General features: G+C 48.6%; 16 protein-coding genes and 1 riboswitch. Of the genes, 11 read left to right on the top strand and 5 right to left on the bottom strand.

The genetic code is table 11. The features are described 5' to 3' along the window. Nucleotides 1–145 precede the first annotated feature (145 nt). The gene (locus SIN01_RS10715) at nucleotides 146–1,246 is read left to right on the top strand and encodes a branched-chain amino acid aminotransferase (RefSeq protein ID WP_047034796.1); all 1,101 of its coding nucleotides are present in this window, start codon (nucleotides 146–148) and stop codon (nucleotides 1,244–1,246) included. 159 nt (nucleotides 1,247–1,405) lie between these two features. Beyond that, nucleotides 1,406–2,566, top strand: a complete 1,161-nt coding sequence (locus tag SIN01_RS10720; protein ID WP_047034797.1) for an aminotransferase A — start codon at nucleotides 1,406–1,408, stop codon at nucleotides 2,564–2,566. Between the two features lie 77 nt (nucleotides 2,567–2,643). Here SIN01_RS10720 and SIN01_RS10725 read toward each other — a convergent pair whose 3' ends face one another. After that, on the bottom strand, nucleotides 2,644–3,108 hold the full coding sequence (locus tag SIN01_RS10725; protein ID WP_029548274.1) for an Hsp20/alpha crystallin family protein: 465 nt from the start codon (nucleotides 3,106–3,108) through the stop codon (nucleotides 2,644–2,646). Nucleotides 3,109–3,238: 130 nt separating this feature from the next. On the opposite strand from SIN01_RS10725, the gene SIN01_RS10730 reads away from it, so the two are divergent. The 4 genes from SIN01_RS10730 to SIN01_RS10745 all read left to right on the top strand — a co-directional run bounded on the left by SIN01_RS10730 (nucleotide 3,239) and on the right by SIN01_RS10745 (nucleotide 8,244). Further along, nucleotides 3,239–3,781, top strand: coding sequence for a cysteine hydrolase family protein (locus SIN01_RS10730; RefSeq protein WP_010026403.1), 543 nt, complete (start codon nucleotides 3,239–3,241; stop codon nucleotides 3,779–3,781). Between the two features lie 153 nt (nucleotides 3,782–3,934). Beyond that, on the top strand, nucleotides 3,935–5,719 hold the full coding sequence (recQ, locus tag SIN01_RS10735) for a DNA helicase RecQ (RefSeq protein WP_010026404.1): 1,785 nt from the start codon (nucleotides 3,935–3,937) through the stop codon (nucleotides 5,717–5,719). A gap of 189 nt (nucleotides 5,720–5,908) precedes the next feature. Continuing rightward, nucleotides 5,909–6,090, top strand: a riboswitch (Lysine riboswitch). Nucleotides 6,091–6,322: 232 nt separating this feature from the next. Then, on the top strand, nucleotides 6,323–7,711 hold the full coding sequence (locus tag SIN01_RS10740; RefSeq protein ID WP_084688884.1) for an amino acid permease: 1,389 nt from the start codon (nucleotides 6,323–6,325) through the stop codon (nucleotides 7,709–7,711). Nucleotides 7,712–7,917: 206 nt separating this feature from the next. Further along, on the top strand, nucleotides 7,918–8,244 hold the full coding sequence (locus SIN01_RS10745) for a DUF1516 family protein (protein WP_010026408.1): 327 nt from the start codon (nucleotides 7,918–7,920) through the stop codon (nucleotides 8,242–8,244). Nucleotides 8,245–8,295: 51 nt separating this feature from the next. Here SIN01_RS10745 and SIN01_RS10750 read toward each other — a convergent pair whose 3' ends face one another. Next, nucleotides 8,296–9,489, bottom strand: a complete 1,194-nt coding sequence (locus SIN01_RS10750) for an aminotransferase class I/II-fold pyridoxal phosphate-dependent enzyme (RefSeq protein ID WP_010026410.1) — start codon at nucleotides 9,487–9,489, stop codon at nucleotides 8,296–8,298. A 248-nt stretch (nucleotides 9,490–9,737) separates the two neighbouring features. Between SIN01_RS10750 and SIN01_RS10755 the strand changes: the two genes are divergently transcribed. The 3 genes from SIN01_RS10755 to SIN01_RS10765 all read left to right on the top strand — a co-directional run bounded on the left by SIN01_RS10755 (nucleotide 9,738) and on the right by SIN01_RS10765 (nucleotide 12,413). Then, nucleotides 9,738–10,997 (top strand): glycosyl hydrolase family 18 protein, encoded by a 1,260-nt coding sequence (locus SIN01_RS10755; RefSeq protein WP_010026412.1) that lies wholly within the window; start codon nucleotides 9,738–9,740, stop codon nucleotides 10,995–10,997. An 81-nt stretch (nucleotides 10,998–11,078) separates the two neighbouring features. Then, entirely contained in the window at nucleotides 11,079–11,951 is an 873-nt protein-coding gene (locus tag SIN01_RS10760) for an NAD(P)-dependent oxidoreductase (protein WP_010026413.1), read from the top strand. An 87-nt stretch (nucleotides 11,952–12,038) separates the two neighbouring features. After that, on the top strand, nucleotides 12,039–12,413 hold the full coding sequence (locus SIN01_RS10765) for a DUF423 domain-containing protein (protein WP_010026414.1): 375 nt from the start codon (nucleotides 12,039–12,041) through the stop codon (nucleotides 12,411–12,413). Between the two features lie 55 nt (nucleotides 12,414–12,468). On the opposite strand, the gene gerQ is transcribed toward SIN01_RS10765, so the two are convergent. The 3 genes from gerQ to hemQ form a co-directional block, all read right to left on the bottom strand. After that, nucleotides 12,469–13,011, bottom strand: a complete 543-nt coding sequence (gerQ, locus tag SIN01_RS10770; protein WP_010026415.1) for a spore coat protein GerQ — start codon at nucleotides 13,009–13,011, stop codon at nucleotides 12,469–12,471. A gap of 30 nt (nucleotides 13,012–13,041) precedes the next feature. After that, the gene (locus SIN01_RS10775; RefSeq protein WP_010026416.1) at nucleotides 13,042–13,464 is read right to left on the bottom strand and encodes a cell wall hydrolase; all 423 of its coding nucleotides are present in this window, start codon (nucleotides 13,462–13,464) and stop codon (nucleotides 13,042–13,044) included. Nucleotides 13,465–13,733: 269 nt separating this feature from the next. Next, on the bottom strand, nucleotides 13,734–14,480 hold the full coding sequence (hemQ, locus tag SIN01_RS10780) for a hydrogen peroxide-dependent heme synthase (RefSeq protein WP_010026417.1): 747 nt from the start codon (nucleotides 14,478–14,480) through the stop codon (nucleotides 13,734–13,736). 155 nt (nucleotides 14,481–14,635) lie between these two features. Here hemQ and pta point away from each other — a divergent pair, with 155 nt between their 5' ends. Together pta and SIN01_RS10790 are read left to right on the top strand one after the other, a co-directional pair. Beyond that, nucleotides 14,636–15,628, top strand: a complete 993-nt coding sequence (pta, locus tag SIN01_RS10785; RefSeq protein ID WP_010026418.1) for a phosphate acetyltransferase — start codon at nucleotides 14,636–14,638, stop codon at nucleotides 15,626–15,628. 502 nt (nucleotides 15,629–16,130) lie between these two features. Next, entirely contained in the window at nucleotides 16,131–17,408 is a 1,278-nt protein-coding gene (locus SIN01_RS10790; protein ID WP_010027745.1) for an MFS transporter, read from the top strand. Nucleotides 17,409–17,484: the final 76 nt, after the last annotated feature.

Genomic DNA, 17,484 nt, shown 5'->3' on the forward strand with positions numbered 1-17,484 from the left:
TTCTGGAATATTAATTAAGATCAGTATCGATACTAAAGAAAAAAACGGAAATCCGCAATGCATGAATTGCTGCGTGATGTAGCGTCCGGTGAAACGGATTGCTATAATCAAATTATGACTATGAAACTTTAGGAGGATTCGTATCATGGGGCAGTCGATCACGTTCAAAAAAGCTGATCATTTGAAAGAGAAGCCTGGCTCCGCGAAACTAGGTTTCGGTAAACTTTTTACCGATTACATGTTCGAAATGGATTATTCAACGGAAAAAGGCTGGCACGACGCAAGAATTGTACCCTACGGACCAATCAAATTGGATCCGGCCGCAACGATTTTTCATTATGGTCAGGAAGTTTTCGAAGGATTAAAAGCGTATCGGACAGAAGACAAGCGTGTCCTATTGTTTCGCCCGGATAAAAATATGGCGCGTATGAATCAGTCGTGTGATCGGCTGAACATCCCGAAAATCGATGAAAAGTTTGTGATCAAAGCGATCAAAAAACTGGTTGCCATCGAAGAAGCATGGATTCCATCTGAACCGGGGCAATCGCTTTACATTCGCCCATTTATTATTGGAACGGATGCGGCATTGGGGGTCCATCCGTCAGCGACCTATAAGCTGCTGATTATTCTGTCGCCAGTTGGTGCTTATTTTGGCAACTCGATGAGTCCGGTGAAGATCTATGTTGAAGATGAGTTCGTCCGTGCGGTTAAAGGCGGTGTCGGCTACGCAAAGACCGCCGGCAATTATGCGGCGAGTCTCAAAGCACAGACGAAGTCGGAAGAGCTGGGCTTTGATCAGGTGCTTTGGCTGGACGGTGTGGAACATAAATATATTGAAGAAGTCGGCAGCATGAACATCTTCTTTAAAATTGACGATGAAGTGTGGACTCCGGCGCTGAACGGCAGTATTCTCCCGGGCGTGACGCGTGCTTCTGTCATTGAACTGCTTAAAAAATGGGGCATAAAGGTCAAGGAAAAGAAAGTCTCTGTGAACAAGCTGTTCAAAAAAGCAGAAAAACAAAAATTGAAAGAAGTCTTTGGTACCGGAACAGCGGCCGTCATTTCTCCGGTCGGTTTCTTGAAGTGGGAAGATCATGTCATTAAAGTGGCAAACGGAAAGACAGGCAAGCTGTCACAAAAACTGTACGACACGATTACCGGCATCCAGAGCGGCAAGATTGAAGATAAACTGGGCTGGACGCAGGAAGTTAAGCTTCAAAAAGAAAAAGAAGCTGTTGCCAAATAAAGCAGGTGACGCAGAAAAGCCTTCACGCAGATTGAGGCGTGCAGGCTTTTTGTTTACAAACAGGTGCGCAAGGGCCCGGATCGCCCGCGGCAAGCGAGCAATCGGAGCGTACACAAAAGGATAGAGATGAACGATGGGAGAGTGAAAGATATGACGGCTATGGAACACCTTGTGAACAGCCGTGTTCGCGACATTCAGATCAGTGGCATTCGCCAATTTTTTAATAAAGTGAAAGACTATCCGGGGGCGGTTTCATTGACCATTGGCCAACCGGATTTCGCAACACCCGAGCATGTGAAAGATGCCGGAAAAACTGCGATCGACCACAATAAAACCACCTATACAGCAAACGCAGGCTTGATCGAATTAAGACAGGCGATTGCTGATTACATTTCAGAAAAATATGCGCTACACTATGAAGCGGAGTCGGAAATCATCACCACTGTTGGCGCGAGCGAGGCAATTGATCTTGCTTTCCGTACAATTCTTGAACCCGGCGATGAGGTCATTCTGCCGGGACCAGCCTATCCTGGATATGCCGCGCCGATCACACTTGCCGGCGGTGTACCTGTCTTTATCGATACTCGGGAAACGGCCTTTAAGCTATCGGCTGCCCAGATCGCTGAAAACCTGACCGAAAACACGAAGGCGGTCATTCTTCCTTATCCATCCAATCCGACCGGATGCGTGCTGACGTACGAAGAATTGGAAGCAATCGCTGAAGTGCTTCAGGATAAGCCAGTTTTCGTCGTTTCTGATGAAATTTACAGCGAGCTGACCTACGATCAAAAGCACCGATCAATTGCAACATTTCCAGGAATGAAAGAGAAGACGCTGGTGATTAACGGATTGTCGAAATCGCATGCGATGACCGGCTGGCGCATGGGCTATATTCTCGCGGACAAGCCGATTGCTGAACAATTGATCAAAGTGCATCAATACGGTATTTCCTGCATTACGAGCATCACGCAATACGCCGCCATTGAGGCACTGACGACAGGAAAGAACGATGCGGAACCGATGCGCCGCGCCTATAAGGAGCGACTGGATTATGTCGTCGGCCGCCTCGAAGCGATGGGTCTTGATGTTGTACGGCCGTCCGGCGCTTTTTACGTTTTCCCGTCGATTAAAAAGTTTGGGCTGACGTCTGAACGCTTTGCTTTGCAGCTGCTTGATCAGGAGCGTTTGGCGGCTGTACCGGGAAGTGCCTTTTCATCTTATGGCGAGGGCTATCTGCGTCTGTCCTATGCTTATTCGATGGACGTCTTAAAAGATGGCTTGGATCGGTTGGAACGGTTTGTTGCCCGATTATCCAAATGAACGGCATTCGGCTTACATAACTGTCTTAAGACATGCAAAGAGGCTGCCTCCTGTGAAGCAGCCTCTTTGCCGTGCATTCATTCAATTGAAAGCCGGTGTCCTTTTTTCGGTGTTTTTGGTCCGTGAATCTTCAAGATTCCATTGATGTAGGATGCCTGGGTCCGCGCGCGATCAACTGTGTACGGTATGGTCACGATGCGCTCGGCATGGTCAAAACGGCATTCATGGGTAAAAGCACCGGTTTGCTGGTGCTGCGTGTTCATCACCACATTATTATTCACTGAAATTTTAACTTTATCGCTAAAGAGTTCAATATGAATATTCTTTCGTTCTGCTCCAGGCAACTCAGCCTCAACAACCCATTCTTTTTCCGTTTCAAAGAAATGGACTGGGAAAGCGGACGATGAACGACTGCTGAAAAAATCGTCGATGGATCTCAATACATCACCGAAAGGATTGCGCTCGAAGAAGGCATCAAGATCGTTCATGAGGTTCCTTCTCTTCGGCAACTGCGGTTTGTCGGGATTATTCTTATCCATCATGACTCCTCCTTTTCAGATACTTATCTGCTCCCATCATATGTATCAGGTGTGGATTTGTTTCGTGGATTTTCATTGCCGAATGCGGGCCAACCGCATTGGCAATAATGGAGAAACAGAGGAGGTGCGGGCGATGAAGAACAATGACAAAGCGTTGCTGATCATTGATATGATCAATCCGCTTCAATTCAGCAAAGCTGGGCTGCTCTTGAATGGCATCAATCAAATGATTCATCCCTTGACCTGTTTGATGGACAGGGCGCGAAAAAAAAGAATTCCAATTATTTATGTGAACGACAATTGCGGTCGCTGGGCATCGAATCGTGATGATTTGATCCGTGCGGCGCTGGAAGGACCGGGGGCTGAAGCGGTGCGCCAACTACTTCCTGATCCTGAGGACTACTTTATTATTAAACCGAAACATTCCGGCTTTTTCGCGACTCCGCTCCATGCACTCCTGCATGATCTGGGTGCGGATACCTTGATCTTGACGGGGGTGGCAGGCAACATATGCGTTTTGTTCACGGCAAATGATGCGTATATGCGCGACTTTAATCTGATGGTGCCGCAAGATTGTTGCGCCTCAAACGTTAAGGAGGACAATGACTATGCGCTGCGCATGATGAATCAGGTGCTAGGTGCCGACACGCGCAGGCAGTCTGAACTGGAATTGTGAGGGTAAGAGCAAACGGTATAATTATGATAAAATGGGTCTAGAGTTCATACGACGCTTAATTATAGGGAAAAGGCTTGTGGAAGCGGGCGATTGTTGCTGACAATCCCGTTTGACTTAACACTAAAGCCAAAACAGTTAAAGGAGATTTCAATGATGGATGATGCAGCGCACCAAGCCTTGAAAAAATATTTCGGCTATGATGAGTTCCGCAGAGGTCAAGATCAAATCATTACGCGCTTGCTTGACGGCGAGGACACGGTTGGCATTATGCCGACAGGCGGCGGGAAATCGCTTTGTTACCAGATTCCTGCACTGCTTTTCTCCGGTGTTACCCTTGTCGTATCACCACTGATTTCTTTAATGAAGGACCAGGTCGATGCGCTTGGAAATGCCGGTATCCAAGCAACCTTCATCAACAGCTCACTCAGCTTCAATGAAGGAAAAGAGCGCCTGGCAGCGGCTGCCCGCGGCAAGTACAAGCTGGTCTACATCGCTCCGGAACGTTTAGAGGTCCCTGATTTTGTGCAGGCTTTAGGACGGATGCAGGTTTCTCTGGTTGCCATCGATGAGGCGCACTGCATCTCGCAATGGGGACATGACTTCAGGCCAAGCTATCGTTCGATTCCAGCGATGATCACACGTTTTTCTCAGAAGCCGGTCGTTGTCGCGCTGACCGCAACGGCGACGCCGAATGTCACCGCGGACATCTGTCAGCTTCTGGGGATTGCGCAGAATCACGTGATCGCTACTGGTTTTGCCCGTGACAATCTGAACTTTCAAGTGATTCGCGGACAAAGTGCGGATGTCTTTCTTTTCGACTATTTGAAGAAAAATCAGGATCAACCGGGCATTGTTTATGCGGCAACCCGCAAGGAGGTCGATCGCTTATCTGCGCGCCTTGCGGAGAAAGGGCTGGCAGTCGGCCGCTATCACGCCGGATTATCAGAACAGGAACGGGCGATGAGCCAGGAACGCTTTCTCTATGATGATCTGACGGTCCTTGTTGCGACGAATGCGTTTGGTATGGGGATTAATAAAAGCAATGTACGCTTTGTGATTCATTACAATATGCCGCGCAACATTGAAGCCTATTACCAGGAGGCGGGGCGTGCCGGACGCGATGGAGATAAGAGCGATTGCATCCTGCTGTTTTCGCCACAGGATATTCGGCTGCAGAAATTTTTCATCGATCAATCTGAAATGGATGATGCATTGAAACATGCGGAGTACCATAAGCTGGAGCAGATGATCGGCTATTGCCACACAGAATCGTGTTTGCAAGGCTACATCTTGCGCTATTTTGGAGATAAAGACCCGGACAATTGCGGGCATTGCGGCAACTGCTTGGATACGCGTGAACGATCCGATGTAACGATTGAAGCACAAAAAGTACTTTCGTGTGTCAAGCGGCTGCGCGAGCGTTATGGCAAGATGATGGTTGCCAAAGTGCTTGCCGGAGCGTCGGATCAAAAGGTGAAGACGTTTCAGCTGAATCGGCTCTCAACCTATGGCATCATGCAGGAGCAAACGCAGAAACAGATCAGTGAATTTATCGAATTTCTGACCGCCGAGCAGTATCTTGTGCAGCAGGGTGGTGCTTATCCGGTACTCGCACTGAGCGAACGGTCGCTCTCTGTTTTAAAAGGCGAAGCAAAGGTGTATAAAAAGGGCAGCGTACGTGCGGAACGTCTTGCTGTGGACGATGCACTCTTTGAAACTTTGAAACAAGTACGCAAGGCACTGGCTCAGAAAGAATATGTGCCGCCCTATATTATTTTCTCCGATCAGTCTTTGCGCGAAATGAGCGCGCGGCTCCCCTCAACGGACCATGAATTCCTCATGATCAAAGGTGTTGGTCAGCAGAAACTGGAAAAATACGGACGAGCCTTCATGAAGGCGATTGCTGAGTATCAGGAGGCGCAGCAGGAACCGGTATGACGTAACGCCCTGAGTTGAATTGGTCGGCAGCGGTTCGCCGATGTTTATTGATCTTATCTATAACGTTGACACAAACGTGCATGCATTGGTAAATTCCTGAAATACCGGTTTAAAAAGGCCTTTTGGTTGAATTTTATCTGGGATGCAGGTAGAATTAAGCCTGTTGTCGAAAAAAGTCTCCTCGCAAACAGAGGGGGTAGAGGCGCGGCAGTTATGAGAAGTACATCTGAGGCGAAGGGACGTCGGACGGTGTGCGTAAGGAACTGTTGCCGAAGCGGGTTCGGATCCCTTGCCGAATCGGTTGGGTTCGTTTCCGAAAGGAGCGAAACTGTCACATGCGAGCAGTTTGCGTGTGGTGTGCTATCGGGGAAGATGTGCGTGGAGTGAGTGGATCGGTTGACTTTAATTTTCAAGCAGATCTTATTAACTTTACTATGAAGAGTTCGCCCGTTTAAGAGCATCACGATGCTTTTGACGGGCGTTTTTATCGTTCATTCATTTTTATGCCGCATGTTCCTCTGAATTACAGAGAGGGAGAGAGAACAAGTGAAGAAAGACAGCAAGAATCAATTGCAACGCGGATTGAAGTCACGTCACCTAACGATGATTTCGCTTGGAGGGGCGATCGGAACCGGATTGTTCCTAGCGAGCGGGAACGCGATCTATACTGCCGGACCGGGTGGAGCACTGCTTGCTTATGGACTGACCGGAGTGATGGTGTACTTCCTGATGACCAGCTTGGGTGAGCTGGCTACCTATATGCCGATCAGTGGGTCGTTCAGTACCTATGCAACCCGCTTTGTCGATCCGTCCTTTGGTTTTGCACTCGGTTGGAATTACTGGTATAACTGGGCGATCACGATTGCCAGTGAATTGTCGGCGGCAACGCTGATCATGAAATTCTGGTTCCCGGACAGTCCGTCCATGCTATGGAGCGGTTTGTTTCTAGCGATTATTTTCTTACTGAATGCCTTGACTGTGAAAGGCTACGGCGAGTCCGAATACTGGTTTGCCATTATTAAAGTTGTGACCGTCATTGTTTTTATCATCATTGGTTTGCTGATGATTTTCCGTATCTTAGGCGGGGGTGTGCCTGGATTCTCGAACTTTACCGTGGGCGACGCACCGTTCCATGGCGGTTTTCTCGCTGCGTTTGGCGTTTTTCTAGCAGCGGGCTATTCATTCCAAGGGACCGAACTGCTCGGCGTCAGTGCTGGTGAAAGCGAGCATCCAGAAAAAAATGTTCCGAAAGCGATGAATACGATTTTCTGGCGTATTCTGCTCTTTTATATTTTGGCCATGTTTGTCATTGCCATGATCCTGCCTTATACAAATCACAATCTGTCAGCGACGGACTCGGTCATGGTCAGCCCGTTCACATTGGTTTTCGATCGCGCCGGGCTTGCAGTTGCTGCATCGGTCATGAACGCGGTGATTTTGACAGCTGTTCTGTCGGCAGGCAATTCAGGTCTGTACGCATCGACACGTATGCTTTATGCACTCGCCGCAGAAGGCAAGGCGCCGAAATTTCTCGGCTATGTTACGAGACACGGTATTCCAATTTGGTCGCTGATCGTTACGGCAGCCTTTGGCCTGCTCGCCTTTTTTGCTTCCAGCTTTGGCGACGGGCTTGTTTATAACTGGCTACTCAGTGCTTCGGGAATGTGCGGGTTTATTGCCTGGCTCGGGATCGCAATCAGCCATTATCGGTTCCGACGCGCTTATGTTGCACAAGGCGGCAAGCTTAGCGATCTGCCATATCGGGCGAAATGGTTCCCATTCGGTCCGCTGTTTGCCTTTGCCGTCTGCTTGATCGTCATTATCGGTCAGAGCTTCGGTGCTTTTTCCGGAGGGAAGATCGACTGGGGCGGAATTATTGCCGCCTACATCGGTATTCCCATTTTCCTTGCCGTTTGGCTGATTGCCAAGTGGAAAATGAAAACGAAACTGATTCCGCTTGAACAATGCGATCTGTCACGTCATGCCGATTAAATATGGATCTCAAGAAGGTGCCTCAAAAGTCAAACGTGACGTTGAGGCACCTTCGAGCATGCGCGCTTCTGGGGTCGTTCGTGACAACTTTTGTGTGAATGGTCCTGCTTTTCGGATGTGTGGGTACATCGATGCGGCTTGGCCTGAGAATGATACAGGTTCATGATAAAATAAAGAGAGTTTCGTACAAGAAAAGAGGAATAGCGATGCATAGTTTGGCACAAATCCATGGGCTGGTTTGGGGACTTATGGTAATTCTTTTTCTCCTGAGCTATCTTTTTTATCAGCAAAAAGTATGGAGTATGATTCTGCGTCTCACTTATTTGGTGATGATTGGAACCGGAATAGCGATGCTGTTCATCATCCATTTTCCGTTCATGCTGGTCGTTAAAGCAATTCTGTCTTTTGCATTAATCGGTTTGATGGAAGCGGCGCTTGGCAAACGAAAAAAACAGCAGCCGGCAGGACTTCTGCTCGTGCTCAGTGCGGTTTTCTTAATTGTGATTCTGTTGATCGGCTATCGCGTCATTTAAAAAAGAACTTTTCCCGGATAGCATCGGGAAAAGTTCTTTTTGCTTCTATGTTCAATTTTTAACGGGTGCTTCATTTAAGATTCCTGATGCTTTAATGCGTTCAGCGGCTTCTCTGAGCCGTTCTTCAGGCTCAAGCAGTCCGACGCGTACAAATTGATCGCCATGGGTGCCGAAACCGGCGCCGGGTGCGACGGCAACATGGGCACGTTCGAGCAGAGCATCGGCAAAGGACTCGGATGTATAACCGGTCGGCACCTTGAACCAGCAGAAGAACGATCCTTTTGGCGCGCGCACCGTCCAACCGATCGCGCGCATGCTTGCGACTAAGACATTGCGGCGCCGTTCGTAAAGGGCGCATAATTGCTGAACCGACTGCTGCGCGCCAAGCAGCGCAGCCGATCCCGCATCTTGAATTGGGCTTGGGACATCGGAGTGATCAATGTCGTGGAAGGTGCTGAGCGCGCGGATCATTGATGCATTTCCTACTGCAAAGCCGATCCGAAATCCAGCCATGTTGTATGTTTTTGATAACGTGTACACTTCAATGCCTTGTTCCTTTGCGCCCGGCGTCTGCAGGAAGCTGATTGGACGTTTCCCGTCAAAACCGAATGCCGCATAGGCAAAGTCATGGACAACCGGAATATGATGTTTGCGTGAGAAACGTACCGTATCAGCAAAAAATTCCTCGGTAGCCATTGCTCCGGTTGGATTATTCGGATAGTTTAACATCAGCAAATGCGCTTTTTCCAAAATGTCCGCGGGAATCGTTCGGTAATCCGGTAAAAAGTCGTCTTCTGCGCGCACCGGGATTCCATAGGTTCGCGCACCGGCAAGTTTCGGGCAGACGTAGTAAAGCGGGTAGCCGGGATCGGTCGTCAACATGACATCGCCCGGATTGAGCAATGTTTGCGGTAAGGCTGAAATAGCCACCGTTGCTCCATCAAAGACAGTCACTTCTGTCTCGGGATCAATCGTGACTCCGTATTCGCGTCTGTAAAAGGTGCTGATTGCTTCCTTAAAAGAACGCTTGCCGCCAGCAGTAGGATAGCCTTGATTCTCATGAAGCGAAGCGGCTTGATTCATTGCTTCGATAATTGGTTTCGGCGTCGGCTGATCCGGACTTCCGGTATGAAGATGTATGACATCAATGCCTTGCTTCACCACAGTATCAATTTTATGTTCAATGCTGGTAAAGTAATTGGCAGGAAGCGCTTGAACTTGCCGGGATGGAATGAATTCAGCCATAAATAACCCTCGTTTCTTTCCGTACTTTTTCTATACTTTATGGTCCAATACTTTGAATTGTGCGTTTTGAGCATGGACCCGCTTCTCTATGAAGCTAGCGACGTCTCTTATCATAACCTTTTTTTCTTCATGAATCTATGTGCGGATTTGGAACCGTTCTGCAGCTGCTGAATAAGTTAGAGTGAAATGCCTATGTTTTGAGCATCGTGCATGCCTGTAAATTTTGGTGCGCGGGGAAGGGTGAAACAATGTTTGTTTATACAGTAAGAACCGGGGACTCTTTATTTGCGATCAGTCAGAAGTTTGATGTTCCGGTAGACACATTAAGAAGCGTCAATGGGCTGGCGGCGACAAATATTGTTACCGGTCAAGCACTGCTGGTGACGAGCGATGTTTATACAGTGCAGCCCGGTGACAGTTTATGGACGATTTCGCGTATGGCTTACGTACCGCTAAGCGCGCTCCGACAAGCAAACCCAACAATCAACCCAGATCAGCTGAGTATTGGTCAGAAAATTAATCTTCCAACGATTGAGCGGCGCGTCGCCACTCATTTCAGCTATTCACAGCTTCGGACGCCGGCGCTTGATCAATCGGTCATTTCTAATAATGCGCCGTATTTAACGTACATCGCTCTTTTTGAAACGCATTTTAACTGGAACGGCGATCTGAGTCCGCTCAATGACAATGCGGCGGTGCTTGCCGCTTGGCGCGGACGGGTGACCCCTGTGCTGACCGTAACCAACTTGACGGCGGCCGGGTTCAATTCTGCCTTGGTGCAGCGTGTTTTGAATACACCGAGTGTGCAGCAGACGTTGATCGACAACATGATCAGCATGGCGACCTCCAGAGGCTACGGCGGGATCAATATTGATTTCGAAGGCGTACTGCCGGCGGATCGCAATGCGTTTGTGATGTTTCTGCAAGCACTAAAGCAAAGGACAGAAGCGGCCAATTTGGATCTGAGTATCGCTGTGCCTGCAAAAACGAATGACGATGTGCCATGGGTGCGCGGTTATGACTATGCGGCGATCGGCGCGATTGTCGATCAATTTTTTATTATGGCGTATGATTGGCATTACAGCGGGAGTGAGCCGGGAGCAACCGCTCCAATTCAGCTTGTTCGTGAAACACTGGAATTTGCCGCCAGTTTAATGGATAGAAATAAAATAATTATGGGGACGCCTTTTTACGGCTATGACTGGCCGATTCCGTTTTCCGCTCAGAATCCGGGTCGGGCGATCACGTATCAAGCAGCAATTAATCTGGCAATGAGCGAACAGGTACCGATTAATTATTCAACAACAGATCAAGCCGCTTATTTCTATTATACCGACGACAGCGGTCAGAACCGCGTGGTCTGGTTTGAAGATGTGCGCAGTTTGTTTGCAAAGGCGCAGCTGGTTTACGATTCGCGAATCGCCGGTATCGGTTCTTGGCAGATCAACTTTCCGATGGCGGTCTATCCTTGGGTGCTGACTCACTTTTTCCAAATTCGAAAGGTTTAAGCGCTGCGTATGACGTGAAAATGAGCGGTGTTCATGCTATCGTTAACCTAGATGCTAAGGATAGGAAAGCGAGTGAGGAGCATGGCAGAAAAGACGATTGGGTTTATCGGAACCGGAGTTATGGGCAAGGGCATGATCCGCAATCTGATGAAGGCGGGTTTTGCGCTTCACGTTTATAATCGTACCAAAAGCAAGGCAGACGATCTTATCGCTGAAGGCGCAGTCTGGAAAGCAAGTCCCGCGGAAGCCGCTGAAGGAGCCGACGTTGTGATAACAATGGTTGGTTATCCTAAAGATGTGGCTTCCGTTTATTTTGATAACGGGATCATCGCTCATGCAAAAGCAGGCGCCTATCTGATCGACATGACAACGTCTTCGCCTCAGCTCGCTGAAAAAATTTGTCGGGCGGCTGCCTCGAAAGGGCTGCATGCGCTGGATGCCCCGGTGTCCGGCGGAGATGTCGGGGCAAAGAACGGGACGCTGTCCATCATGGTCGGCGGTGACGCGCACGACGCCGAAGCAATGACACCCGTTTTCCAGGCGATGGGCCAGAAGATCGTGTATCAAGGGAAAGCAGGCTCCGGTCAGCATACAAAAATGGCCAATCAGATCGCGATCGCATCCAATATGATCGGTGTGGCCGAGGCGTTGGCCTATGCAAAGCACGCTGGACTTGATACAGACAAAGTCATGGAGAGCATTGAAACCGGGGCTGCCGGCAGCTGGTCACTGAGCAATCTCGGACGGCGAATGCTAAAAGGGGATTTCGAACCCGGTTTCTACATTAAGCATTTGATCAAGGATGAACGGATTGCTTTAGAATCGGCTGAAGCGATGGGCATGGATGCTCCCGGCCTCGCCTTGTCAAAGAAGATCTACGAAGCGCTTGCTGATCAGGGTGAAGAAAACAGCGGCACACAAGCGATTTATAAAAATTATTGGAACGAGAAATAAGCAAAAGAAAACGGCTGTGTAAAGCGTCAGCGTTCATTAAAGGAATACGTATCCGGGACAAACAATCAAATAGAGAGGAGGAGCTTCATGAAAGCTTTTATTGCAATTGGCGCTGTTTTAGCATTCCTGTCCGTCGCGTTCGGCGCGTTTGGGGCGCATGTATTAAAGACGCGGCTTACCGAACAGGATTTGGCAGTTTTTCAAACGGGTGTTCATTATCAGATGTATCATGCGCTTGGTTTGATTGTGATCGGTATCCTCGCACTGACTATATTCAGCGGGCAGAGCACGTTGCTTTCTTGGTCCGGATGGCTGATGACCGTCGGTGTACTGCTTTTTTCGGGCAGCCTGTATGCGCTGACGCTAAGCGGGGTCCGCGTACTGGGGGCGATCACGCCGATTGGTGGCGTTCTTTTCCTCATCAGCTGGGTTCTCGTTGTTACGGCGGCTTTGCGCGCATAACCGACAATAAAAAGACGGAGCGGCTCGCGGGCTGCTCCATCTTTTTTCTCTTTAATTAGCGATCGGCAGGAGTTGCCGGGGCGAACGGATATTCATAGGCCAGCGGTCCGGTAAATTCGAAGTAGTTGACGAACACCATCGGAATCAGGAAGCGTCGTCGTGTTTCTTCATCCTCAATGATGACATGATCACGTCCGGCCGCTTCAACGGTACCGGTAAACGCCTTCGCATTCCATTGGCTATTGCCTTCGAAGGTGCAGTAGACGGTCGCTGTTTTACCTAAATTCAGTCGCAGAATGTTTTCAATGTAAGATTGTTCGACAAAGGGCAGCGGAAGAACTTGCGGGCTGACCTGTTGCTGCGCGGCGCCGGTCTGCGGAACCGGGACCGTATAAGCTGGAAAAGGATAAGGCAACGCTTGCGGTGCAGGCTGTGGTGCGCCAATTGGCTGCTGCGCCTGAGCTTGAAAAGGAAATGAACCGCTCGGCTGCTGCGGCTGGACTTGCTGTCTTGAGTCATCCCAGGGCTGCTGCGCCTGGGGATCCGGGTTAAATGCTGCGCCATAAGGCCAGCTGTCTGGCGGAAATTGAACACCCATAAATGAACTCACTCCTTAACAATCTATTGGTCAATAAACACGCGGACAATCCGATTCAGTAGGAGAGAAGAAACAATGTGCTTTAAAACGACCGGTGTTCCACTGATTGAACCACTGGGCGGGACACGCACCTGCCGGTTGAAAAAACCAAAGCGAATTCGATGCGGGATGGAACCGTTCGCCTTTAAGTGTCCGCTCGGCAAGCCGTCTATCTTGTGAGCGAGCAGCCTGATAAAAATAACCCTTTTGCGTTGCCTCGAAACCGCCGGGACTCTGAAAAACCATTTGTTGAATCGTCCTCAATCCTTCAAAATCAAGACAGTTGCCGAGTACCCGATTGACGCCGACATTGCCGACCATCAGCATACCGAGCTGACCGTCGCCTTCTGCCTCGGCACGCATCAAACGAGCGAGAAGCGAAACATCGTTCGACGTATATTGAACCACGGCCATAATCGTGCCTGCCCCCTTTTCTTTTGGTGAAGAATCCTATGTGAATGGGCATCGGTATCTCTGGTGAAAAAGTGAAGTGACGCATCAGCGGCCTAACGAATCATAAAAATTAATACCGTTCCGTAGGTGCATCTTAGTCAAATACGTGCCTATAGCCCAAGGTTCATGAGTACATATAAAGCCTATGCGCCTGATCGCAAATGATGACAGCGGGTCTGGAATTACGGCCAATAAAAAAAGACCTGTTTCCAGGCCTTTATGTCAGAAGATTAGATGAAAAATTTTTGTTGAAACTGCTCTTGTGTTAAATGATTGCCGACAAAAAATGGTCCGAATTCGCCGAAACGGGCGCTTGCTTCATCAAAACGCATCTCATAAACAATTTTCTTGAATTGCAGCGGATCATCTGAGAATAGGGTCACGCCCCATTCCCAATCGTCGAAACCGACCGACCCGGTGATGATCTGATGAATTTTTCCGGCATACTTGCGGCCGATTTGTCCGTGGCTCTTCATCATCTCACGCCGTTCTTCCATCGGCAGCATATACCAATTATCGCCATGTTCGCGCCGTTTATCCATTGGATAGAAGCAGAAGTAGTCGTTTTTCGGAAGGATCGGTTTCAAGCGCTTCTGGACATAGGGATTCGCATAGGGGTCGCCGCCGTTTTTGCCCAGATAATTGCTTAGTTCAACGACCGAAACAAAAGAATAGGCAGGATCGGTCACCTCACCCAGTTTTGATTTATCGAATTCGGTTTCCAGATCACTGAGCTCGTCCATCGTTGGGCGAAGCGTAATCATAACGAAATCCGCTTTTTGACCGAGCACGGAATAAAGCGCAAAGCTTCCATCATGTGCTTCTTCGTTAATCTCGGCACGACTGAAAAACTGATTAAATTCATTTAATGCTTGCTGTCGCTCCCATTCGGATTTTTCTTTCCATTCCGACCAGTCAATGGTACGGAAATCGTGGAGACAGTACCAGCCATCAAGTGTCTGTGCTGCTTCAGCCATCGTGAACACCTCGCTTCTTTTCTCATTTTCTCATCTAGTCTAATATAGCACAGTTTACCAATTGGATCAGAGGATGAAATTAACTTTCCAAATGTAGGATGTGTTCTTTTCGTTTATACTATAGGTATAAGATAGTTATTGGGAGGCGATGGACGATGGCAGATTTATTTGAACGATTGAAACCCGAAATTAAGAAGGCGAAACCGTCGATTATTTTTCCTGAAGCAGATGATGAACGGATTCGTGAAGCAGTGTATGCCTTAGCGAGCGAGGGACTGATTGTGCCGATTCTGATCGGAAAACCGGAAGAGTCAACTGAAGAATTAAGGACGCTGGCTGCTGAAAACAAGCTTCGATTTCTGCATCCGGAAACGGATAAAGATCTGCAGACTAAAATCGATGCATTGGTTACACGCAGAAAAGGAAAGACGGATGCTGCCCAAGCGGCACAGTGGCTAAGCGATCCGTGCTACTACGGGACGATGCTGGTTTATTTGGGCGAAGCGGAAGGACTCGTCAGCGGGGCAGCCCATTCAACCGCAGAAACCGTGCGCCCGGCACTACAGATCATCAAAGCACAGCCGGGCAAGAAACGGATCTCGGGTTCCTTTATCCTTGCGAAGGGTGATAAAGAATTCGTTTTTGCGGACTGTGGCATTAATATATCACCCGACAGTGAAACATTGGCGGAAATTGCAATCGAATCTGCGGAGACAGCAATACTGTTCGGTATCGATCCGAAAATTGCGATGCTCAGCTTCTCGACGAAGGGATCGGCAAAAGATCCGTCGATTGATAAAGTGACCGAAGCCGTGAAGCGCGTCCATGAAAAAGCACGGGATCTTGCGGTTGACGGCGAGCTGCAGTTTGATGCTGCCTATGTTCCGGAAGTAGCAGCTAAAAAAGCGCCGGATTCTCCAATTGCCGGCAAAGCGAATGTATTTGTTTTTCCCAATATCGATGCAGGAAATATTGGTTACAAAATGGTACAGCGACTCGGCAGCTATACAGCAGTGGGACCAATTTTACAGGGATTGGCCAAGCCGGTTAACGACTTGTCACGCGGCTGTTCGGCAGATGATGTTTACAAGCTGGCGCTGATTACAGCTAAACAAGCGCTGAGTGCAGCGCAGCCTCAAAATGTATAAAGGATAGGCTTGCGCTTGATGGCGCTCGAAGGCGTCTGGTCATGCGAACCGCTAAAGCAGCGTGCAAATCTAACGACTGAAGGAACCGAGTTTTTCGCTCGGTTTTTTTAGTGAAAGTTTATGATTTTTGGTCATGCAAAAGACAGTGCATCAAACGCGCAGATGCTCTGGCGCCTGTGGAGCGTCTCTGTTGATCGCAGGCCAAAGGAGACCCCGCAGATAAATTGCGTGTCCGAGGAGGCTCCTGGATGCACGCAGCAAGCGAGTAACCGAAGCGACGATTCAGCACACATGGCTGAAGATTAAGGACCGGGCGTATTTTGCCCGGTTTTTCGTATGGCTTGGAATAGCTTTAACAATTTGTTGGCGAGGTTCCCTAGAGACAAAACATGGTTTCTTTCAAAAGCTTCTGAAAAATTTTTTTGGTTAAAAGGATAAGGCATATCATTGGAAGAGGATAAGGTATATAATTGGAAGATCATGGACAATCGAAGGTGAGGATATGGATCCAGACCAAGCCCTTTATTTGAAACGGGCGTCACAGTGGCAACTAAAAAAAGCCGTCACTAGCGATTTTATCGGAAGCTTCAGCAGCTCACTTTTTAATTTTGCAATCAGCTTATACATTTTAAAACTGACCGGATCGGCAATGAATTTCGGAACAACTTTATTGATCGGTCCGCTAATTGGCATTATTTTTTCACCATTTATCGGTTATCTTGCCGATCATTACGATCACAAGCGCGTTATGGTTTCGACACAAATCGGATGTGTGCTTTTACTGATTGTGTACAGTCTGCTTTTCTCGCTACTTGGAAATTGGCATTATTTAATGGTGCTCATCATGGTGGCGACCCTCGGACTAAATGCCCGCCTATTCAGCGTAACGTATATGTCAGCAATTTCCCGTCTTGTCGAAAAATCGTTTATTCAACAGTTGAATTCCTTGGAGCAGTCGGCAAACTCGCTTGCGCAAATTCTCGGGCCTATAGCTGCCGGTGTCGTATTTGCGTTCGTACCGTTTCGGTCATTTATCTATTTTGAAATTGTCGCTGAGCTCGTGGTTGTTCTCATTGTGCTCACGATGAACTTTCATCTTGTTGAACCGCCTGTCGTGCAGCAGAGCAACAAATCAGAGTCGATGTGGGCATCGATGAGGCAGGGATTGATTTATGTAAAGAAACGGCCATTGATCTTGATGATGATTATCGTTGCCTCGGTACTCAACTTTCTCTGTGGCGTATTCAACGTTGGCTTTCCGTATTTGGTTGTTCAAGTCCTGCACATGCAAAATATTCAATACAGTATCACTGAAGCGCTGTTTTCATTAGGGATGGTCGCCGGCGGTCTTCTAGCGGCGAAAGTGACAGTGGACAGCAATCCGATTGGAATGGTCAGCAAGTCACTTTTTTTTGAAGGACTGCCACTGATTTTCGCCATCATTCCGCTTCTTTTTACACTCAATTCATGGGTGTCGACCTTCATTTTCGGGTGCATTAATTTTGTATTGGCACTGGTTCTTGTCTTTGTTAACGTACCGTTGACCACATACATGCAAAAGACGATTCCGATGCATTACCAGGGCCGTGTTTTTACGATTTTGATGGTTGGCTCGACCTCGCTGCAGCCGCTTGGCATGTTTGTTTACGGGGTGTTGTTCCAGTATACATCAGCCATTGGCATTATAGTCGGCTCCTTTATCGGCATGCTCGCGGTCAGTTTTTGCGCATGGACAATCAGTCGCCGTGGCGCGTTTCAGGAAGAGATGCTTCAAGGCTAATACACTCAGCGCAACGATTAGAAAACTTGGCTTTGCCAAGCCTCTGGCAAAGGCAAAGTCGCCGCCCGCGACGACC

The organism is Sporolactobacillus inulinus, from assembly GCF_006539285.1.
GTDB classification, from domain to species: domain Bacteria; phylum Bacillota; class Bacilli; order Bacillales; family Sporolactobacillaceae; genus Sporolactobacillus; species Sporolactobacillus inulinus.